At 36.0% G+C, this 22242-nt stretch carries 23 protein-coding genes and 1 pseudogene; 21 read left to right on the forward strand and 3 right to left on the reverse strand.

The window, feature by feature from the left end; translation table 11 throughout:
* Window positions 1–131 precede the first annotated feature (131 nt).
* From RCG21_RS16545 to RCG21_RS16590, 10 genes are all read left to right on the forward strand, one after another.
* Window positions 132–971 carry a YihY/virulence factor BrkB family protein gene (locus RCG21_RS16545; protein WP_308913414.1) on the forward strand — a complete coding sequence of 280 codons (840 nt, stop codon included), beginning with the start codon at window positions 132–134 and terminating at the stop codon, window positions 969–971.
* Window positions 972–1806: 835 nt separating this feature from the next.
* The gene (ltrA, locus tag RCG21_RS16550; RefSeq protein WP_308913373.1) at window positions 1807–2721 is read left to right on the forward strand and encodes a group II intron reverse transcriptase/maturase; all 915 of its coding nucleotides are present in this window, start codon (window positions 1807–1809) and stop codon (window positions 2719–2721) included.
* Between the two features lie 5 nt (window positions 2722–2726).
* Window positions 2727–3170, forward strand: a complete 444-nt coding sequence (locus tag RCG21_RS16555; RefSeq protein WP_308914269.1) for a group II intron maturase-specific domain-containing protein — start codon at window positions 2727–2729, stop codon at window positions 3168–3170.
* Between the two features lie 649 nt (window positions 3171–3819).
* Window positions 3820–4644 (forward strand): MBL fold metallo-hydrolase, encoded by an 825-nt coding sequence (locus tag RCG21_RS16560; protein WP_133340733.1) that lies wholly within the window; start codon window positions 3820–3822, stop codon window positions 4642–4644.
* Between the two features lie 829 nt (window positions 4645–5473).
* Window positions 5474–6907 carry a group II intron reverse transcriptase/maturase gene (gene ltrA, locus RCG21_RS16565; protein ID WP_133340727.1) on the forward strand — a complete coding sequence of 478 codons (1434 nt, stop codon included), beginning with the start codon at window positions 5474–5476 and terminating at the stop codon, window positions 6905–6907.
* 311 nt (window positions 6908–7218) lie between these two features.
* Window positions 7219–7860 carry a TetR/AcrR family transcriptional regulator gene (locus RCG21_RS16570; RefSeq protein WP_133340679.1) on the forward strand — a complete coding sequence of 214 codons (642 nt, stop codon included), beginning with the start codon at window positions 7219–7221 and terminating at the stop codon, window positions 7858–7860.
* A gap of 78 nt (window positions 7861–7938) precedes the next feature.
* The gene (locus RCG21_RS16575; protein ID WP_208025450.1) at window positions 7939–8676 is read left to right on the forward strand and encodes an ABC transporter ATP-binding protein; all 738 of its coding nucleotides are present in this window, start codon (window positions 7939–7941) and stop codon (window positions 8674–8676) included.
* A gap of 47 nt (window positions 8677–8723) precedes the next feature.
* On the forward strand, window positions 8724–9377 hold the full coding sequence (locus RCG21_RS16580; RefSeq protein WP_308914270.1) for an ABC transporter permease: 654 nt from the start codon (window positions 8724–8726) through the stop codon (window positions 9375–9377).
* Window positions 9378–10529: 1152 nt separating this feature from the next.
* On the forward strand, window positions 10530–11432 hold the full coding sequence (locus RCG21_RS16585) for a DMT family transporter (protein ID WP_308913415.1): 903 nt from the start codon (window positions 10530–10532) through the stop codon (window positions 11430–11432).
* Between the two features lie 60 nt (window positions 11433–11492).
* Window positions 11493–11723 (forward strand): hypothetical protein, encoded by a 231-nt coding sequence (locus RCG21_RS16590; protein ID WP_133340713.1) that lies wholly within the window; start codon window positions 11493–11495, stop codon window positions 11721–11723.
* A gap of 385 nt (window positions 11724–12108) precedes the next feature.
* On the opposite strand, the gene RCG21_RS16595 is transcribed toward RCG21_RS16590, so the two are convergent.
* Complete coding sequence (locus RCG21_RS16595) at window positions 12109–12642, reverse strand: GNAT family N-acetyltransferase (protein ID WP_133340715.1); 534 nt, start codon at window positions 12640–12642, stop codon at window positions 12109–12111.
* A gap of 265 nt (window positions 12643–12907) precedes the next feature.
* On the opposite strand from RCG21_RS16595, the pseudogene RCG21_RS16600 reads away from it, so the two are divergent.
* The 11 genes and pseudogenes from RCG21_RS16600 to RCG21_RS16650 form a co-directional block, all read left to right on the forward strand.
* Window positions 12908–13245 (forward strand): annotated as a pseudogene (locus RCG21_RS16600) (recombinase family protein); the annotation flags it as partial.
* Window positions 13246–13822: 577 nt separating this feature from the next.
* A complete protein-coding gene (locus RCG21_RS16605) occupies window positions 13823–14830 on the forward strand; it encodes a ketoacyl-ACP synthase III (RefSeq protein WP_133340555.1) in 1008 nt (335 codons plus the stop codon).
* 260 nt (window positions 14831–15090) lie between these two features.
* Window positions 15091–15309 carry a hypothetical protein gene (locus RCG21_RS16610; RefSeq protein ID WP_235824981.1) on the forward strand — a complete coding sequence of 73 codons (219 nt, stop codon included), beginning with the start codon at window positions 15091–15093 and terminating at the stop codon, window positions 15307–15309.
* A 735-nt stretch (window positions 15310–16044) separates the two neighbouring features.
* A complete protein-coding gene (locus tag RCG21_RS16615) occupies window positions 16045–16329 on the forward strand; it encodes an ArsR/SmtB family transcription factor (RefSeq protein WP_098573007.1) in 285 nt (94 codons plus the stop codon).
* A gap of 66 nt (window positions 16330–16395) precedes the next feature.
* Window positions 16396–17733 carry an MFS transporter gene (locus RCG21_RS16620; protein WP_133340551.1) on the forward strand — a complete coding sequence of 446 codons (1338 nt, stop codon included), beginning with the start codon at window positions 16396–16398 and terminating at the stop codon, window positions 17731–17733.
* 383 nt (window positions 17734–18116) lie between these two features.
* Entirely contained in the window at window positions 18117–18266 is a 150-nt protein-coding gene (locus RCG21_RS16625) for a hypothetical protein (RefSeq protein ID WP_165976437.1), read from the forward strand.
* A gap of 146 nt (window positions 18267–18412) precedes the next feature.
* Complete coding sequence (locus RCG21_RS16630) at window positions 18413–18742, forward strand: hypothetical protein (RefSeq protein WP_308913416.1); 330 nt, start codon at window positions 18413–18415, stop codon at window positions 18740–18742.
* Between the two features lie 130 nt (window positions 18743–18872).
* Complete coding sequence (locus RCG21_RS16635; RefSeq protein WP_208025448.1) at window positions 18873–19343, forward strand: Imm26 family immunity protein; 471 nt, start codon at window positions 18873–18875, stop codon at window positions 19341–19343.
* 99 nt (window positions 19344–19442) lie between these two features.
* A complete protein-coding gene (locus RCG21_RS16640; RefSeq protein ID WP_235824989.1) occupies window positions 19443–19742 on the forward strand; it encodes an SMI1/KNR4 family protein in 300 nt (99 codons plus the stop codon).
* A 27-nt stretch (window positions 19743–19769) separates the two neighbouring features.
* The gene (locus tag RCG21_RS16645) at window positions 19770–19916 is read left to right on the forward strand and encodes a hypothetical protein (RefSeq protein ID WP_235824990.1); all 147 of its coding nucleotides are present in this window, start codon (window positions 19770–19772) and stop codon (window positions 19914–19916) included.
* 157 nt (window positions 19917–20073) lie between these two features.
* A complete protein-coding gene (locus RCG21_RS16650; protein WP_133340754.1) occupies window positions 20074–20436 on the forward strand; it encodes a DUF5412 domain-containing protein in 363 nt (120 codons plus the stop codon).
* 135 nt (window positions 20437–20571) lie between these two features.
* Here the strand turns inward: RCG21_RS16650 and RCG21_RS16655 are convergent, their stop codons facing one another.
* Together RCG21_RS16655 and RCG21_RS16660 are read right to left on the reverse strand one after the other, a co-directional pair.
* The gene (locus tag RCG21_RS16655) at window positions 20572–20952 is read right to left on the reverse strand and encodes a hypothetical protein (protein ID WP_308913417.1); all 381 of its coding nucleotides are present in this window, start codon (window positions 20950–20952) and stop codon (window positions 20572–20574) included.
* A gap of 391 nt (window positions 20953–21343) precedes the next feature.
* Window positions 21344–21772: a hypothetical protein gene (locus RCG21_RS16660; RefSeq protein ID WP_133340699.1), complete on the reverse strand. Its 429-nt coding sequence runs from the start codon at window positions 21770–21772 to the stop codon at window positions 21344–21346.
* Window positions 21773–22242: the final 470 nt, after the last annotated feature.

Genomic DNA, 22242 nt, shown 5'->3' on the forward strand with positions numbered 1-22242 from the left:
CCAGGAAGGATAGGCATTTTTTTCGTATAATCATTTTTCTCGGCGAAAGCTTTGCATTGTATGGGACCCACCCGCACAAACTATATAGACAGAATACTAGGGAAGGTTTGTCGCAGGTGCATAAAGTAAAAGTGTTTTTCAAAACTTTGATTCAAGGCTTTTTTCATCACAATATTATGTATTTAAGTTCCATCATTGCTTATTTTGGAGTTGCTTCGACTATTCCTCTTACGTTGCTGTTGATTTTTTTTGCATCTCTATTTATTGACGGTACAGCTGTTGAGCAGTTTCTCGATCATCTGTTTCAATCATTTATCCCTTCTATGCCGAAAGGGGAATCATTTGTTACGACCACCATCGATCATCTAACTCAATTCCGTACTGCGGTGGGGATAATGGGCATTGGTGGACTGCTGTTGGCATCTATTGGCGGTTTCCTGTCTTTGCAAACAACGCTCGACACGATTTGTGAAGTTCGTAAATACCGTTCCTTTATTAAGCAGTACGTGATTGGGTTCGTGATGCTGGGTTTTTTGCTTCTGTTAATTCTTGTGTCTTCTCTTCTATCGGCGGTTTCACCCGAAGTCGCCATGAGTATCGCAAAATTTGATGGATTCGAATGGGTTCACATTGTTCACATCATGTCAGGGACGTTCTTCTTGTTCTTCATGTTCGTAACCTGCTTTCTCTGCTATCGGATTCTACCTTCGGCAGCACTCTCGACGAAAGCTTTGCTGACAGGAGCGATTGTGACCACAATAGGTGTTTACGTTGCACGCCAGCTGTTCGTTATTTATACCCATCATTTAGGGAATTACGAATTGATATATGGGACGCTAACGTTTACAACACTGGTCACGTTTTGGATCTATATTGTGAGCGTCCTCTTTTTGTTTGGCATGGAGTTATGTGTCACGGTTGACCGTGTTCGTGGGTTACACCCATTACATAAGGATTATCAACCACAATAAAGCATAGGATTTTTTATTTGTTTTATCTTCTCTGCCCTATCAGGTACAAGCTCTAAAATGTCCTCAATAATCTATATAATGGATGGTACGGGAGGCAAATTTTTAACTATGTATATGTTAGCGGTTGTAGGAATCAGCGTTATATAAAAATTATCAAAAGAAGTAGGATGCTACAAGTTGGCTCTTAAAGGGTGCTTTTGATAATGATGGGAACGCTTTGGCGGTTCCCTTTTTGTTATTCTAGAGTTAGTTTGTGAAGGGTTGCACTTATACTAAGGGGTGCTTATTTTTTAAAGAAGGGATCGCTACGGTGGTCCCTTCTTCTTATGTGCGCCCGGCATGGGCGATAACTTGGTGGTGAAAGTCCACTACAGGCTTGGCAGTAGGAACTGTTAGCCAATAGCAAGGGTGTCCACCGTGAGGTGGAATCTGAAGGAAGCTGGAGGCAAATTCTCGAACTGACGAACAGAAACTATATACAAGGCTGAATTGGGGAGGACGAATCTGCATAGCAAGATAAAGTCCAATACTGCCCGAACCCCATACAGTAAATATAGCAGTTACATGAGAAGAAGGTTATCGCTCTTACCCGGGGAGGTCTCACGAACGAGCGAACTCGCTCGGTTGAAAAAAGATTTATCGTGAGAAGTCAGCAGAGGTCATAGTAGTTTCCAGTGGAAATGAAGGACTGAACAATCTTAAATCTTGGAAAACAAGGAGGTGTAGGCACCCCGCCTAATCGCAGAAAACATCGCGGTATAGACCAAAAGATGGCTACCTATGAAGAAATAGGTTTGAAACCGAAGGTTACATAGGAGTGCGTAGGGATGCCAACATGGGTATGAAAGAACAAGATGGTATCAATTTAATCAATAAAGTTATCGCAAACGAGAATCTTTGGAACGCTTATGAAAAAGTGAAAAGTAACAAAGGAGCCCCCGGGGTTGATGGGATTACCGTATATCAATTGAAATCACATATGGAAAAATACTTACAACCTCTTAAACAGAAACTTATGGAGGGAACTTACCAGCCCCAACCTGTCAAAAGGGTTGCGATTCCAAAACCGGACGGTTCCAAAAGATATCTAGGAATACCATGTGTATTGGATAGAGTGGTACAACAAGCCATTCTCCAAGTAATTGAACCAATCATAGATCCATACTTCTCTGAGAATAGTTTTGGTTTTCGTAAAGGCAAGAATGCCCACCAGGCAATCAAACTTGCCGAACGGTATTATCAAGAAGGATACAGAGTAGTGGTGGACTGTGACTTGAAAAGTTATTTTGACACAATTCATCACCAAAGAGTTAGAGCTTATTTAGAGGAGTTCATTTCGGATAAAATTGTCCTTAAACTGATTTGGAAATTTCTTCGTTCAGGCATTCTTGACAAAGATATTTATATCGAAACCACAGAGGGAGCACCGCAAGGTGGTCCGTTATCCCCGATTCTAGCAAATGTCTATTTGAACAATCTGGATAGAGAACTAGAAAAGAGAGGGCACCGTTTTATTAGATATGCGGATGACTTCGTCATCTATGTCAAAAGTAAACGTGCAGGCGTAAGGGTAATGGACAGCGTTGCAAGCTACATCGAGAAAGACCTCGGACTAGTTATAAACCAAAAGAAAAGTACAGTGTGTGGTGCAACTTCGGCTACATTCCTTGGGTTCAATATACATAACCTCATGGGAAAGTCGGTTGCCGACCAAGTGAGTCGGCAAAACAACGATTTAAAAATAAACTAAGGAAAATAACCGGTCGAAAATGCCCGGGTGAGTTCAAAGAAATCGTAACGAAAATAAACCAAGTAACCATAGGGTGGATTAACTACTACGGGATATCCCGAATGAAGAAATTCATTGTAAAAACTCAAAAATGGTTAAATCACCGACTCAGACAACTCATCTGGAAGAGATGGAAAAAGCTAAGGACAAAGTACAGGATGCTTCGTAAATATGGAATTAATCATGATGATGCCATGAAATTAGCAAACTCCCGTAAGGGATACTGGCGGATATCTAAAAGTGAGATTCTGCATCAAGCGATAACAAAAGAAAAACTCACAAAATGGGGATTAAAAGATATATCCCAACTTTATGAGTTACGATACTTAAAGATTGAACCGCCGTATACGGAACCGTACGTACGGTGGTGTGAGAGGTCGGGGATTAAATTTCCCCTCCTACTCTATTGAATAAATGGTAGTTTAGTTCAACAAAGAGAATGAAATAATTTCCGTATTAAAAAATTGATTGGCATTGTACAATACTCTTGTTCATAACAAAGAAAAAGTTAGTTTTAACATTCTTTTTATGGGCGGGGGTTCCAGTTTTTATAATAGGGAGTTTTGTATCAGAATTAACTTCTAATTTGCAATAATTCATCTTTGTATTTCAATTTCAGGCGGATTTCTGTTTTCTGTATTTTTTGTGCCAATCAATCTAAAAGTTGCCAAACATATTGCGAATATAAAGAATCGCAGTGTAATGATTTCTTTTATGCGTATAGAAATAATATGGATATTAGTTTGTTCTTTAATTTTTGCTTTAATTTTTAGTATCGTTATTCAATTATAGGGTGCAAGAGTTGTAGAACGAGCTGTCATTGTGGCAGCTTTTCTTATTGGACTAAAGGGGCAGGTTAGTTGAATAAGGAATATGTAGTTGCTTACAGAATATACATAATTAGGCAATGTGAAGATGGGAGCTTAAATGGATAGTGGCACTATTTTCACCCTGCTCGGTTCCAGAAAGGGCAGTTTACTTGAAGAAGGATTATTGGATTGTTAAGTGAATTTTAAAAGAGAGTAAATAGGAAGTGAATAAGTAAAGGAGAGATATTTTTTGAAAAACTTTATTTGTGAAACTTGTGGTGTTCAGTATGAAAGCTCAATTGAAGCACCAAAACAATGTTTGATTTGCGGGGAAGAAAGACAATTTGTTAGTTCCAAAGGTCAGGTGTGGACCACATTAGAAAAGCTGATAAAGGTGGGTACATATAGTAATATCATTAAGCTCCAGGAAGAAGGATTACATAGCATAAAGACCAATCCAAGTTTTGGAATCGGACAGACAGCATATCTTGTACAAGATAAAAATTACAACTTATTGTGGGATTGTATCACATATATTGATCAATCAACCATTTCACATATTAATAAATTAGGCGGAATTGATGCTATTGCATTATCACATCCCCATTATTACTCTAGTCAAGTAGAATGGGCTGAAACTTTCGATGCTCCAATTTACATACACGAAGATGATAAAGAATGGGTGACTAGAACCAGCGAGAAAATCATTTTTTGGTCTGGAGAATCTCTAGAATTGCAGGAAGGTCTTATCCTTCAAAGAATTGGAGGACATTATAAAGGCGGTACTGTTTTAGAGTGGAAAAATGGAAGCAGTCAAAAGGGAATTTTATTGAGTGGAGATATAGTACGCGTGGCGGCTGATCGTAAGTGGGTAAGTTTTATGTATAGTTATCCTAACTTCATTCCTCTGCCCAGAGTAACAGTTGAAAGAATTGCAGATAGGGTAAATGATTTTACATTTAATCGATTATATGACGCATTTAATCTGATTATTAGAGAAGATGCAGATTTGGTGGTTCAAAGGTCAGCAAAAAGGTATATTGAAGCACTAAATGGAACATTATTTAATACTTAATTTACTAATTTATTAGGAAAGCTTGAAGAACTTATAAATAAACTTTTTCCTCAAATTTAGTTACCTATACAAACCTGAACATTTGACAGTAAAGTTAGTAAATAGAGATGACAAGGGGAACAAATCATATTCTTCAATTAATGGGTGCTTGAGTTGAACAAAAGGGTCGCAGCTGCGGCTCTTTTTGTGCGACGGGCAGTCGCATGGAGTGTTGATCTGTCGACACTCTTCTTTTCATTATCTGACAGAGACGTCATCTCGGTGAAACGACTGGTTGATGATGATGATACTGAATCCCAGATGGTGAAAGTCCATCTCCGAGGAGACTGACCTAGCTCGGGAAGCTTAATCTAGGGCAATACCGTGAGGTATTGTCTGAAGGAGATGCGGTAAGTCGAGAGACCCGTAGGCAACTAGATAGACCCTAATGCAATAAGTGTGAAGCACGGCGGCGGGATAAGTTGGCGACTCTTCGAAAAGTGAGGAAGCCCGCTAAAGGGGCATTTTCTTTAGAAGTCAGAGCGAGAAAATGTGACTTATAACGTGGTGGTGCAGGGTATGTCTAGAAGGGAAATGCGATAACCCCGTGAGGTCTCCACCTTACCAAACAGGCAGGGTTCTAGTCTATAAGGGTAATCCGAAATGACGAGGAACGGGTGGAGAAGTCAGACGTTCTCATAGTACGGAAGTAATTCGATGACCATAACATCGAGTGAACGGAAGGGGAACGACCTATGGCTCCAAGCCATTAACTAGGTGTAATGTAAACAATCATGTTACTGCGGTAAAACCGTTTGAATGTACATCAAGGAAAGGCGTGGAATACGCAATGAATCAAGAGTGGAAGTTTAAATTACACAGTGTATATGGGCAGATATTGTTTGACCGAAAATTAACCCAAAGCTTCGAACAAGTTAAAGCAAACAAAGGGGCAGGAGGAATCGACGGAGAAACAATTGAAAGTTATGATGCCAAATTACAAGAAAACATCATGGAACTTCTAAACAAATTGAGAGCAAAGACTTACCAAGCTCAACCAGTCAGAAGAGTATACATACCAAAGAAGAATGGAAAGAAACGTCCTTTAGGTATTCCAACTATCGGGGACCGCATAGTTCAACAAAGTATTGTAAATGTACTACAGCCAAAATTTGAAGATTTGTTGTTTCATAACTGGTCGGTTGGATACAGACCGAATCGAGGGGTACAAAGAGCCCTGCAAATAATCCTCTGGAATATTGAACAAGGATATAACCATATTTACGATTGTGATATAAAAGGTTTCTTTGACAATATACCCCATAATAAACTGATTGGGGTTTTAAAGAAATATGTGTCAGACCGTACGGTCCTGAGTTTGGTTGAACAATGGTTAAAGGCTGGGCACATGGAAGAGGGGAAACTTATCCATTCTGACTATGGCACACCTCAAGGCGGCGTCATCTCACCACTACTTGCAAATGTATACCTTAATGAACTTGACTGGGAGTGGGACTTGAATGGTATTCGATTTGTCAGATATGCAGATGATTTCTTGTTATTTGCTAAATCAAACGAAGAAATCAAGAAGGCGGCTACCTTAACTAAGAATAAGTTAGCTGAGTTGGGACTGGAAATCTCTAAAGAGAAGACCAGAGTTGTCAACTTTGATAAGGACGACTTTGACTTTTTAGGGTTCACATTCCATCATTGGACAAAGAGAAGGAAAGATAATAAACCCTTCTTTAATGTTACACCAAAGGAAGAATCCATCAGGGATTTTCGATTGAAAATCAAGGAAAAGACTAGGAAATCCCTAACTCTTAGCAAAGAAGAATGGATAAATCGGGTAAATCCTATTATTAGAGGTAAGGTAAATTACTATGTGACTATTATCAAAGCGGTAAAAGCAAACGAAGAATACGGACAAAAGAGTCACTGTAGAACTCGATGGATAAGGAAAATTCTTGAGCGAATTGATGGATATATAAGAAAAAGACTGCGTGTTGCGTTAATCCATAAGCACCCAACCCAAAGAAAAGGTATGAGAATGAATACCCTTTGGAATAACGAATTCTTTTTAAAGATTAAACTAATCCCATCCTATTGGCTTTATCTAAATAAAGCCTACGGATACACTATAGAACAATACCTAAGCGATATGAGTAAATCTGCAAAAAGAAGATTCCAATACAAAGTCAAAAGAGCAAAAGAAAAAGGTGAGGAATATTTTACCCCTCATCGCTTACAAAAGATGCAAAATGCCTGGAATGCATCCTCTTGATAAACATTGTAACATTTGGTAAGCCGTATGCCTTAATAGGGCACGTACGGTTTGATAAGGGGGAAGCCTCGAGAGAGGTTTCCCTACTTTCTCTTGTTCCACTGACAGACAGGTTAGCAAAAAAGTATCATGATTTTTATGTAAAATAATGGTATTATAGTTCAGATAAAGTGGGTTGATTAAAGGGTATTATTGGAACAGCATAAGTAAATTGATTTTGTGGAGGGTTAAAATACTACTAGTAATACTTTACATTCACGTAAATAAGAGATATTATACATACATATAAATGTATGTATGGAGGTAGCATCTTGCCAAGAAATAAATATCCAGAAATAACAGAAAAAAGAATCTTGGATACCGCAACAAAGTTGTTTTTGGAAAAGGGATGGGAAGAAACTACCATCCAGGATATCGTAGATGATTTGGGGGATTTAACCAGAGGTGCATTTTACCATCACTTTAAATCTAAAGAGGATATTATAGACGCTGTTCTCAATCAACTGGCAACTGAAAACGACCCGTTCAAAGAGGCTAAAAAAATCTCTGGATTAAACGGACTGGAAAAGTTAAGAATGGCATTTTTACTGTCATTTGAAAATATTGGACAAGTAGAAGCCGTTAAAACGATCTCCCACATCCTAAACAACCCTAAATTGATTGCGAAACAACTACAGGAATGTGTCCATTCAGGAGCTCCTGATATCCTTGCTTTTATCGAAGAAGGGGTAATAGACGGTTCTATTTCTGTTCAATATCCTAAACAGACATCAGAAACATATATGCTGCTGACTAATATTTGGTTAAGTCCAATTATATTTTCAGTAGATACAGAAGAATATCTGTTAAAAGCAAAACATCTACAAGAATTATTTAATAGTATCGGGCTCCCGGTTATTGATGATCAGATACTTGCTACCCTTGAAAAATTTCATAAAGCTATTTCTATCTAAAGTGGACTGCCAATCGGCAGTTTACTTTTACAAATATACATACATTTATATGTATGTAAACTTTAGGAGGGATTCGACTTGGAATTTGAATCTGCTGTAAAAATCTCTGGATTAGTAAAGACCTTCAATCAAAAAGAAGTCATAAAAAATTGTAACATGACCGTTTCAAAAGGAAGCGTTTATGGACTATTGGGTGTAAATGGAGCTGGAAAAACAACAATTTTTAAACTGCTATTAGGATTACTTCATCCCACTGCCGGACAAATAGAAATTTTCGGCAAGGATATTCAAATTGGTGAAAATTGTATTCTAAGGGATGTAGGAAACATGATAGAAACTCCCATTTTTTATGAACATTTATCCGCTATTGAAAATTTAGAAATTCATCTTTCCTATATGGGAATTCAAAATACAGATATTCAAAAAACATTAGGAACAGTTGGGTTACATGATATAGGTAATCAACCTGTTTCTCAATTTTCTCTAGGTATGCGTCAGCGTTTAGGGATAGCAAGAGCAATCATCCATCAGCCAAAACTTTTAATTTTGGATGAACCTATTAACGGGCTAGATCCAGTGGGAATACGGGAAATGAGGGAGCTTTTTAAAGACCTTGTAAAAAAACATGATATGACTATACTTGTTTCCAGCCATATTTTAAGTGAAATCGAACATATCGCAGATGTCATAGGGATCATCGTAGATGGGAGTATTGTTCAAGAAATAGAGTTAGCCACTATCGAAAAGGATTCTGCAGATGGATTAGAAGAATATTTTCTTAATATTGTGCATGGAGGAATGAAACAACATGCTTAACTTATTGAAACTTGAATTGAAAAAAAAACAATATTCGTACATACATTATTGCAGCCTCTATCATTGGAATATGTATGTTAGGAATAATATATCTTTTCGCCTATGCTCCAAAGATTGAGCCAAAAGACCCGGACATGAAAATGTTTGCAGGATATGAAAATATCATTCCATTATTTAACACAATCTGTATGTTTGCCTTCAGCTTATTATCATCAGTAATGTTTTCAAAAATAGTAATTGAAGAATATGCAGGGAAACGCACCATTCTGCTATTCTCATACCCTATCAGCAGAAGAAAGGTTTTTCTGGCAAAGATTTCTGTGGTTTCACTGTTTGTGGCAACTGCAATGATCACCTCAAGCATAAGCATATTTATTATTTTTGGTATTAGTGAATCCATTTCCCCAGTGGTAGACGGAAACATCACTTTTGAAATGATAAGTAGGGCTGCCAAAACTACATTTTATATGTCTATTTCTGCGGTTAGTGTTGGTATTATCTCTCTGGCGATCGGCTTTATAAAAAAGTCTATACCGACCACTATTATATCCTCAGTTTTGCTTTGCTCGCTATTAAGTAACATCGTGGCAGGTTCTATATCTGCAGATAGTTCAATCATTATTTTTACAATCATTCTTGTATTTATAAGTGTGATCGTCATTAACATAATGACAAGAAAGATTAACTGCATGGAGGTATAACAAATATGGAACAAAAAATTGAAAATGCAATAGATAATACTCTTGAAAACCTCGCCCCGCTATTTTATCGGTCAAGTATCATAATAGGTATTCTTTTGGTTTTATTAGGATTTTTATTATATTTCCTTAAATCATCCAAAAAGAATTCAAGAACTGTCTGCTTAATTTGTATTGGAATTGGAATATTCTCAATAATTAGCGGTATTATGCAAATGGAATACTAACGATACCACGAACTAGAATGAAAAATAAAAGTATTATAAAAAGGTAAAAAGCAATACATATTTATAAGATATTAATGCCAATAAGCCTTTTTGAGCTATTTACAAGTTTGGTAATTCCATCCTTTTTATGTTGGGTTTGAAAAATAAAAAAAGAGTAAAGAAAAACTTGTCCTATGTATATGGAAATAGCAGGTTATTCATAAATTGGTGAAATCGAATACTTGGTGTAAGGGGTTAGTGAGACCTCGTTTAGACTCGTTACGGAGAATCATATCATAAGTAAAGGATGCTAAAACGTGCATCCTTTACTTTGTGACAATACTTGAATTGGAATAATTAATTATATTTATCTAATATCCTGACGCATTATTTCTTTATTAAGCCAATCTCAACCAATCTTTCATACAAAAAGTCACCAGCAGTAATGGCAGGATATTTTTCTAGATTATCTTCAGAAATACAAGATGGAAAAGGTCATCTAACCGTCTGATAAACGAGGGCTATTGTTTATGCATTTACTCACTTGCACTAGTGGGTGCTTTAATTACACAACAAATGGGCTGTTCGGCAGTCCTTTTTTCATTGGGAAGGAACTATCTATAAAGTGAAGGAATATATTTTTAAAAACCCTTGTCCATTCCTAATGAGGTGACTAAATCCTTATGAAGACATTTTTAACCACCCGAAAGAAAATGCCATTCCAGTAAGAGATGATAAATACGGAAACTGATTGTTAATAAGCTAACGGGTGCTTATATTGAAGATCATGCTGCCATCGATGCAGCATTTTTTATTGTGCTAACGGATGCAGTTTAGTGGAAGAAGAAAAATGTTCAAATCATGATTTATTGACTCCTTCAAATTTGTTACAATTACTTTTTGAAAAGTTATTAACATATTAAGATAAATAGTAGAATGAGGTAATGCTATGACAAATTTTATGTACATATTTTGCTTAATGGTATGGGGGCTAAATTTTATTGCGGTGAAAATTCAAGGAACACCCGTCAGTTTGGAATTATCATTAACATATCGTTTAGTTATGACAGCTTTTTTATTTTTAGTTCTTGTGTGGTTCCTTAAACCAAAGGGGAGACCACGTTCAAAAGATTTTCCGTTTATTATAGTTTTTGGTGTATGTAACTTTGCATTAAGTTATCTGTGCCTTTATTACGCCACAATTTTGAGCTCTGCGGCCATTGTAACATTAATCTTTTCGTTAAAAGTGATATTGACTCCGATTGCTCTCCGTGTTTTTTTAAAAGAAAAATTATATTCTCGCGTGTTAATTGGGGGAATTTTAGGGGTATTTGGAGTATGTGTCCTAATCTATCCGAACTTAAATAATTTTCAAGGACTTACTGATTTAAAAGGAATCATGATTGCTTTGTTAGGTACGATTCTAACAGCTGTTGGTGATGCAAGTTCTGCAAGAAATGCTAATAGAAAGATTAACCCTATCTATGCAAATGCTATTGGTTTTACAATTGCTAGTATTTTAATGGGGGTAATTGTACTGTTCCAAAGAAATAAAATTATACTTCCAACAACAGTTACATATTTATCTGCTTTGCTATATTTAACTTTGATTGCTTCTTTTATGGCTTGGCTATTTTATTTAAAACTTGTAGAAAAAATTGGAGGGGCAAAAAGCGGGTATATGGTAGCTCTATTCCCAGTAATTGGAGGGGTTGCTTCTGTTTTAATTGGTGAATCAACTCCATCAATTTATTTGGTAGTAGGGTGCCTTTCTAGCTGTATTGGAGCTGCAATTGCTTTAGGGGTTAGAAATCGAAGTCAGAATAATAATCTACCTGTCAATACTAATTAAGAATAGACTTCCTTATTAAGCTCCCTAACGGGTGCTTTAATAAAAGATAGGGGCAAATTTATGAAAATTGAAGTAAAAGATGACGACAAGGTAATAATTGATTACTTTGAATTTTATGGTCATATTGACCAAAACCAAAGCTGTTCTGATTGCAAATTTAATTTAGTATACTATGAAGATTTTGATGCTTATTTTTGCCCTCAATGTAATAACTGGACTGAATCCAAATGTAGTGATCCAGATTGTACATACTGTCCTAATCGCCCTGAAAAACCTTTACCACACAAATAATGTTCATTCACTAACAGGTGCTTATGTTAAAGATGGGGTTGCTGAGGTTAACGGGTTTGGTTTTGAAGTAGAAAACATTAAGTAACAACCTAAAAGGGATATTAATTCGCACAAGAATTGGTATCCCTATTTTTGTTGTTATAACAATGTTTATACTGTTTTAGTACTAAAAACATCACAATAATTCGCATAGTAAATAGCAACAGTCTGCTGTCTAGCAGACTGTTGCTAATTGATATGTTAAAACCCCTGCTAATTTGGATACTATTTGTTATGTTAATTCAATAGGAACAGATGACGGATGAAGTTTATCCTATATGCAACAATAATGAGAACAAGTCCGAGTAAGCAATCGGTCTTGTTGTTCAAATATTGTCATCTTCCTCTATCTATTATTTTTAAGTAATGAATAAACATATGTATCATATGCCTTCCCATTTTGGTACATATAATCCCTCAGAATGCCTTCTTTTTGAAATCCAACTTTGGTAAGCAAATTACTAGATGCTTCATTATCCATAAAGACAACTGCACCGATACGAGTTAGAGCAAATTCATTAAATCCATATTGAACAACTTTAGATACGGCTTCAAAGGTATAACCCTTTCTCCATTGTTCAGGATGAATTTCATAACCGATTTCTGCTCGTCTATGTTTCGGTGACCAAGCATTAAATCCAATAGTGCCAATTATTCCTTGGGTTCCTTTTATTTCAATTCCCCAACGTATTCCTCTTTTCTCCTTGTAACTGTTGGCAAAGAAATCGACAAATGACTCTGCTTGTTCTTTACTTTCTAAAGTTTCTTGACCATAATATTTCGTAACATTTTCATTAGAAAAACAAGCGAATATGCCCTCTGCATCATCCTTTGAAATTTCTCTAAGCAATAATCTCTCTGTTTCTAGTATGGGGAACATTTTTCCTCTCCCTTTCTCTCTTCAATTTCCTTGTATTTATTTTAACATAAATTCCCATAAAACCTTCGGAAAGTTCATTCAAACAATTCCATAAACATAGAAACGCACAGAGGACCAATCACTGTGCGTTTTCTTATGTGAAATTACCGAGAATTTAATTGCTAATTAAGGTGCGAATTGGTGTGCAAATTGAGTTTTTCTACTCTATAACCGAACCCGTTATGCTGAGGTAGCCCTTTTTTTATTCGACGGGGCAGTTTACATTAAAGGGCTTTTTGAAAAAGGAATTAAAGTTTATGTGTTAAACATGGGATTAGTCGAGCATACGCCAACAGGTCGGCTAATATTAAGTGTCATGCTGGCTTTTGCTGAATTTGAAAGGGATATGATCGTTGAACGGACACAAGAAGGCGAGGCAATTGCAAAACAACGTGACGACTTTCGAGAAGGCAGGCCGAAAAAGTATGGTAAAAAACAAATTGAACATGCTTTGAAGCTGCTGGAAACCCATTCATATAAGCAAGTAGTGAAGCAACGGGGATAAGTAAAAGCACACTAATAAGGTCAAAGAACGCCATAAGTAGTAAAAATAAAGAGGGATAAAATGAGGGTGACAGAAATGGTCGCCTTTTTTTAATTTAGGAAGGATTTCCTATAAAAATAAGGAATAATTACTTAATTAACTTTTTGAGAGTTATGTTTTGAGAAGAGAGGTGATTGTCGTTGTTACCGCCATTTTACAATCAAGAAAGGGATTATGAGGATTGGTGTAAGAAGAATAGTAATGGTTTCGTATTTAACTATGCGGGAGGAAAGACGGGGAATGTTCTTCATAAAGTGGGGTGTCGCCATCTAACAGTTCCTTCTCGGATTGGAACATATACAACACGGTATCCAAAATATTGTTCAACCGACATAACTGAATTATCCGATGAAGCAGATAAAGTCAGTAAGCCATTTAGCTGGCGGCGATGTAAGGACTGCTTCAAGGATTAAACGTGCAGGAGGATCGAAAAAGCTGCCATTACGGCGGCTTTTCTTATTGAACTAACGGGGCAGGTTAGTTCAAAAAGGAGTAACCTTTTTGTTATGTAAAAAAGTTGATTTTTAATAATATAAATCACTATAATTATAACCAGGTACTAATACCAACTTATAATAAAAATATGGGGTGGATACTATGATAGGTTCGAGAATAACTGCTATTGGTACATATGTGCCCGAAAAAAAGCTAACAAATTTCGATCTTGAACAAATGGTTGAAACAACTAATGATTGGATTATTCATAGAACAGGAATTCGTGAACGCAGAATTAGTCGCCCTGATGAATTTACCAGTGATTTATGTGTAGCTGCAGTAAAGGATTTAATGCACAGATATAATAAAAAAGTCGAAGATGTAGATATGATCATCGTGGCAACAAGCACTCCAGATTTTCCGTTTCCATCTGTCGCAAGCATCATACAAGAACGATTAAATATCAAACAAACAGGCGCCATTGATTTAAGTGCAGCGTGTGCAGGATTTGTATATGCTCTGCATACAGCAAACACTTATATTGCCTCTGGACTTCACAAGAAGATTCTGGTAATCGGTGCTGATACAATCTCAAAGATAACGGATTATACCGATCGAAGCACATGTGTTTTATTTGGTGATGGAGCTGGGGCTGTAATGGTTGAAAGGGATGAACAATCAAAAGGTTTCATTGGATTCCATTTGGGAAGTGATGGAAGTGGAGCACAGAATGTATATCAAACTGGACTTTCAAACAAGGTTAATGAGATTGAGTTAATCGATACGAAATGCCTTGTACAAAATGGTAGGGAAGTTTTTCGGTGGGCTGTAAGGAGTGTTCCTACTAGTGTTAGACAAATTTTGAATAAAACACAATTGAGTTTAGACAAGGTTGATTGGTTTGTACCTCATAGTGCCAATTTACGGATCATAGAGCCAATCTGTGAAAAATTAGAATTCCCAATGGAAAAAACTCTTTATAGCCTAGTCAACTTTGGAAATACTTCTGCTGCAACTATTCCTTTAGCTCTTGACCTGGGAATACGTGAGGGAAAAGTTAAAAATGGAGACAGAGTTCTCATGTACGGTTTTGGAGCTGGTTTGGTGCAAGCTGGTCAACTTCTAGAATTAAATTTTGACGAACAAATTTATACTCCTACACCGTTGTAACGAAAAAGATTTTGAAGGATTATACTTAAACAAACGGGTGTTTAAGTTGAACAGGGGATTGCTGCGGCAGCCCTTTTTTCTTGTTCCACTAATGGGGGCAGGTTAGTTTAACAGCAGTTTGGTTATATATGGTAAAATTTATATAAATTAAACCGTTGGAGAGTGGATACTGAAGAATGAAACTGCTATATTTGGGACTGACATTGCAAACGATATTTTTATTTTGGATAATCCTTCTTAATTCTGTAAGAGTCTATTTTATGGAGCATTATTCTGTCTATTCAGTCGCTTTCTTTGAACTGTTTTTAGGAGTAGTGAGTTTTATTTGTGGAATTATCGGTCTCATAAAAAAGGCAAATATGGGACTTTCCATAATGGTTATGGTGTTTGGGGTGCTTATTTGTTTCTTTTTCGTTTTTATCTATCTCTTATCGGAAGCAGGGATACCACCAGCTATCCCTTGGTTATACTCTGAATAAATCTGGTCTTTCTTCAATTAACCGTTGCAAGAGTTCAAAATCATAATGAGTTGCGGCAGCAGCTCATATTCTTATTGTGCTAACGGGGCAAGTGTATTTGAAACGGTTTTTACGATTCTTTTCAGTTTTTTTCGTTTTTTTTATTGTAAACATACTTTTTAGGCCCAGTACCAGCGTTGCTGTAACCAGGGGCAAAGTAATAATTAATAACGGTAAAAGCTCTGGATTCCAGATCTTTTTTTAAAATTCTATAAAATTTTTTTGATAAGTACCATAAGGGAAGGGTCAATAATGTGAAGCAAACTTGGGTGTTAGAGGAACTCATTGAACACTTTTCAGTTATTCCATAAGAGATGCGTTTAATTGGAAATAAATATGGAAGTAACGACTTGGATTTGCTGTTTCCCTAAAATTTTTTCAATATTAGGGTCATTTTCCAAAAGGAAGGCAGGAAATAAATCAAGAGATTATTGAATACGTTGCAAAGCAAGTAGAAGTATCTACAGATTCCTTTCAAGAATATGATTGGAATGGACCTCTATAAAATATCACCGTGCTCAAATCCGGGAATTTATGTTTCGAGAAAGTACATCTAAAGCTATGGAACAAATAGACGTATGGCTACAAACGAACATTCTACCTGAACTGGTTGAATAATCTGTGCATCCCGGCCAAATCCAAGAAAGTATTCGGCAAAGAAGTTGACAATTTGAATTCTAATAATATAATAGTCATATGACTTTAGAACAAAACGATACGCAACGAATAAAAATATTTAATGCCTTAGCAGATGAAAAAAGGATCGCAATCATCCGCTTATTGTATTACGGAAACAATCGCCCGATGTGTACGGATATAGGAAGGAGTTTAGGTGTAAGTAAGTCCAATGGTTCCTATCATTTAAAAATTTTATCCGAAGCAGAGCTGGTGAAGATTGACCGTGAGGGTGTCATAAAATATGTCTCATTAAATGAGGAGACATTCACACGCTATTTACCTGGTTTTTTGGCTACACTTTAATGTAGCCTCCTTTTTTGGTTATTAGTTCTAAAGTTTTATGACTTTAATATAACGGAGGCGAAATAGATGAATCAAAAAGAGAATAGGTTGATTATCACATTATGTTTAATTGTTTTATCCGGGGTAGCCAATTCACTTCTGTTTAATGTTGCCTTATTTGATATGATGAATGGGCTTGAGGTGACAGCTTCCAAAATTAGCTGGGTGGTTATTTCCTATACTTTAGTGATTGCCTGTGGTTCGATTACTTATAGTAAGCTAGCCTCTTATTTTCAAATTAAAAGTTTGTTGATAATTGGGATTAGTTTATTCGTTACAGGTTCCCTTATAGGGTACACGACGAATGATTTTATCATTGTGGTCTTGGCCCGGATTATTCAAGCAGCGGGTGGTAGCTCGTTTATTGCATTATCAATGATCCTGACGAATCAGTATCTCACCTTCCCTAAACGAAATCTGGCTCTAACATTAATAGGTGCCTGTCTATCACTTGGTTCAGGAATAGGATTTTTGCTCGGAGGCTTCTTTACTCATTTTTGGGGCTGGCACTCCCTATTTTTATTAATGAGTATGGCTATTTTTACGTTGTTAGGAATTATTTTGTTTGTGCCCTCCGGGTATGCCAATCATAAGAAGCTTACCCAACCGTTTGATTTTTTAGGCTTCATCTATTTATTGACTTTTGTCGTGACGTTTATTTTAGGAGTCAAATTAGATGGTTATTTGCTAATCATTACAGTAATCTCTGTATTTTTTATGGGGATCCATGGCAAACGTCAAGATGTCGGGATATTTATGGATCTGTCAGTTTTTCGATTCTATGCCTTTAATCGGTTCCTATTACTTAGTTTTATTAATAGTGCTGCCATGGTGGGAATTATTTTTCTTTTTCCGTTATTAGCAGGACAGCAGTTTCATGTCTCTGCCTTGAAAACTGGCTTTATTTTGGCGGGGATATCACTCTTTTCCTTTTTGCTGAGCTTCGTAATAAGACCAGCTATAACCCGCATCCAAGGGAATGGTCAATTGGTCGTTGCTGTCGTGCTTCAATTCATTGGATTTCTGCTATTAGCCATCTTTGGAGTATACCAATTTGCAGTGGCTAGTGTTGGAGTTGCCCTTATTAATATAAGCTTTACAATCCTTACCATTGTCATCAATATTGATATTCCCCACACGATAAAGAAGGAAAAAAGTGCAATGGGGCTGGGGATCTATAACTTAATCAACTTTTTAGGAATGTCATTTGGCCCATCAATAGCGAGCCGAATCCTAAACGTGACATCAAGTTTCAGCCTTAGCTTTGGATTTTTCGTTAGTTTATTACTTGTAGCATTGCTATTATCATGCGTGAGCAGCATTCCAGTCTCTTCAAGGAAGATAAAGCAGTCCCGTCAACTGTAATCTAAAAAACTGGTTAGATATTTTCTAGCCAGTTTTTTAGACCTTAAACCTTTTGAATGGTTCATTTATTTTAAACATAGTTGGAATGTTGATACAGCCTTTTCAGTCGCATTTGGTTGCTCTTTGGGAATGGCAATTTTTGATTATTATATAACTAAGAAATTAAAGAAAAAGTAATTTTATATAGTTCCTTCTTTAAGTAACGGGTGCAAGAGTTGTAGATCAAGCTGTCATTGTGGCAGCTTTTTTTATTGCATTAAAGGGGCAGGTTAGTTTAAGAAGAAACAATTTTAGGTCATTCGAATAAAGCGATAAATTAATCACAAAATGAAAAGGGAAATGATTTCCGTAATACAAATAGGAAGAAATCTAGGGGTGAAAGTATGGATAAGAACAAAGGGAAAACACCAAATGTTTCAGGAAGTTTTCAATTGATTGAAGACGACCGAAAAGAAACTATTGAGGAATTGAGAAAAGATAACAAATTAGATGAAGAAACGGAATACTATGCACGAATTTTTATGGAAGAGTAATACCTGAAGGGCTGGCTGCTAAAGCCGGCTTTTTTTGTTATTCAACTAAGCAGGTTAGTTGGAAGAAGGATTAATTATTAATATCAAAAATTGTTGAAACCATTTAATGGGAAATCCGTAATGTAGGGCAGCTGGTTATAGGAGAGATGTTTGATAATAATGAAACGATTAATTACCATGTCATTACGCTTTTCGTATTATTTGGTTTAAGTTATGGCATCACTTATTACACCCAGACAAAAATGATCGATTATTCATTTTTTATTGGTCTAGCTATTACAATTATTATTTGGTTTTTAACTTCAAAAGGAGGTTTCACTTTAAGAAATTTAGATATGACAGTTCAAGGTACAACTGGTATTAAAGCTGAAGAACAAAAGTTTGAATTCACACCTAATGTTTTATTTTTTACGTCGTTGTCATATACCATTATTTCATTAGTAGCAATGTTATTTTATTACAGAAGTTATTTTTAAAATCGGCTACAATATTTGGTGGCCTTTTTGTTATTCAACTACTAAAGGGGCAGGTTAGTTTAATAAGCCCCATTAAATTTTGAATCGAGATATAATAAAAGATAATAAATTTTATTGGAGAATCGGAATTATGCGAAAAGTGTCTTATCCATTTTCACCAAAGTCAAATACATATTTAATGCCTGGTCAATTTTGGGCAATCCCTTTAGGTACAAATAAATTTGCATGTGGGCGAGTAATTCAAGTTTCAAAAGAAGATAAACGTGGGTTTTTGGCAGGATTGATGGACTGGGTTGGTGAATATCCTCCCACCGCCGAAAGAATTGCTGGAACTAAGACGTTAAAACAAGGTGATGTACATATAAAAACTATTCATGAAACAGGACTAGAGGGAATGATATTGGGCTATCGTCCATTAGAAGAAGATGGAATAGAACCTTATTTTTTTAAATCTCAGGAAGGTTTTGCAGACGATTGCATCCTTATGAAAGGATACCAAGAAATACGCCCAGTAACTAAAGAGGAATGGGGAAAATATCCTACTTTTTCAACGTGGGGTTATCTTGTAATTAAAAACTTAGCCGAAGAGTATTTTATGTAATACAGGTTGTGCTTGTTCCACTAACGGGGCAGGTTGAAGAAGATAATATGCAATATATTTGCTATATTTATCTAAAGAAAACATCAAAGGGGAAAGCATATGAGCTGGTCTAATTATGAAAGAGCATTAATCTTATTAGAACAAAATAAGGAAGAATGTGATTTTGTCGGAGAGCGTTCTGAACTCTTAATAGATAAAGCAGAAAAAGAATTAGGAATTAAATTTTCAAAAATGTATCGCCACTTCCTAAACTCTTTCGGGGCAGGGAATTTCGGTTCACAAGAAATATATGGTGTTCTTCAAGATGACTTTGAAAATTCTTCTGTCCCAGACGCAATCTGGTACACTTTGACTGAAAGAAAAGAGACTGGTTTACCAGATAAATTTCTTATTATTTAGCTTACTGGCATGGATGATTTATATTGTTTGGATTTTAATAATCTTAATGATGAAAAGGAACCAGCAGTTGTATCAGTATACTTAGGAGTGGACTGGGATGAGCAACCATTTGATGTGATTGCTGATGATTTTGGTGATTTTCTTTTGGAGTTAATTAAAGATGAATTAGAATAATAAAGAAGTTGGCTGCTATTAAAATGGCAGCCTTTCTTCTTGAACCAAAGGGGAAGGTTAATTAAATAAGGCATAGACATTTATAAAAAATAATTGTCCTTACAAGGGATTCTTTCTGATAAACTAAATTGAATTCAGCCATTTAGGAGGAGAAAGAATGAAAAAGAAACATATTATTTTTTCTTTATTAATTCCTGTAATACTTGGGCTAATTGGATATGGTGTTTATTGGGCATTTTTTGATATGAGTCGTTTGCCTAAAGGAGATTTAATTACAGAAAAAAGTTCTCCAGAAGGAACCTATACGCTAAAAGCCTACGTTTCAAGTGAAGGAGCAACAACAGATTTTGCTGTTCGTGGAGAACTAAATTTTAATAAAGCGAACAAAAAACCAAAGAACATTTATTGGAACTATCACGAAGAAAAAGCAAATATTAAATGGATTGATGAAAATACCGTTGTAATTAATGGTCACGTATTAAGTGTACCAAATGAAACTTTTGACTTTAGAAGACGATAAACAATTCTTCTTCAACTAGAGGGTGCATTACTGAACAACGGTAATGCATTTTCTTATTAAAGTAACGGGGCAGGTTAGTGTAATAAGTTACTTAAACAAGCAATCAAAAAAAGGAGGGGTGGAATTCCCTCCTTGTCACTTATTATCTGGATCAATTGCAACATTTATTGAATTCATCAGGTATTGTTGGTTTTTATCGTTTGTTTGGACGACCAACATCTCATAAGAACCTTGATGTTGAAATTTTATTGGACTATTAGTTTGTACGGTCATTTCCAACTGTTTGTTATTTCCGTTCACCTTATGAGTTTCAGCTATTTTGAATTTTTTAGTCCCCGCCTCTGGTAAATATATTTTATAGTTAGCAGGACTACCTCCTTCACGGGTAAATGTAGCGTCAAACGTAAACGATGCTACGTTTTCCCCTGTATTATAGCCCTCTACACCCCAACGTTCATTTTCGGGAATCGTATTATGTATGTTAATCTTTTGAAAACTGTATTGACCCGTTTTCAACTAGCAACGATCTTATAAATCATGTGACCCTTTATCAAGATGACGAAATTGCATCGAAGAATGTGCGTGTAATAGATACAAGTATTCATGATGGAGGACAGTTTACGATTGAACTCCAAGAGTATGTGGAATCATTTAATAAGATAGAACTAAAAACCACTAATGGCCAAAGTTTACGCCTTTCTATCTTTTATTTTCCTAACAATATATGGTATTATTTCAATCTTACTATTTTATATAAAAAAACAACATACTTTTAACGGTATGTTGGTTTTTTTAGAGATTATTAAGATAACGGTAAAACCACTTATACGTTCCGTACTTATCGTTTGCTTTGGCATAGAGAGTGTCATATCCAAAGCGTGGATATTGATATTTTTCCACTCTTATTCTATTTCGCACTCCACAGTTCGTAAACGTACCCTTTAGTGGCATCAAAAGTAACGGTTGAAGTTTTCCCCCAAGTCTGACCCCACGAACCTGATATATTAGCCTTTGCAATTGTTTTTATCCCAAATTCTGTAGAACCTGAAAGACTGTAGGTTGATTGGCTGCTTGCAGACAAAGAAACATTCGCTGCGTAGTTTATGGCTTCGAACGCATCTCTGTCCCAAGAATTATATTTATAGGCATAACCGTAATAACTCCACTTATTTACTGGCCACGGTCCGCTATAAGTAACTTTTCCAAATTCGCCAGTCGAACCATATGTAACTGACGGTTTCGAGGTTGAGGCTGTGTCTGCAAAAGCAACCGAACCCCACATCGAACTACTAAACAACATCACAACAAATGCCAAAATGGTTACTATCTTCTTCAAAACGAACTTCTCCCCTCTTAGTCTAATATCATACTATTGTGTTATACAGACATAGAGGTATATGGCTGATTTCCTCTAAATCTGAGTTGTCTTTTAGAAAACACGCCCATTTTTGTAAAATATATCCATAAAATAATATTATTATAGTATTTGAATGAAAAAAAGAAATAGAATTCGACATATAACGGGAAATTTCTTTCTTTTCCATAACTATCCCCTATTAGCTTAATCAGTAATGGTTGTAGATATTGTCTCCAAAATTTGGCCTTTGGACTTTGCGGAGAGATTTGGATGGGTGATTCACACGAAAAATTCGAACCTCCCATGTATAAAGACGAAGGATTATTTGTTAAGAAAACAAGACATGTCAAAAATATCTTTTTATTAAAAATTGATGTGGAGACACGATTTTGCGTTTACGCAGTAAAACCTAAATAAAAAAGAGATGTCGTATACGACACCCCTTTCGG

The organism is Bacillus salipaludis, from assembly GCF_030938565.1.
Lineage (GTDB): Bacteria > Bacillota > Bacilli > Bacillales > Cytobacillaceae > Neobacillus > Neobacillus salipaludis_A.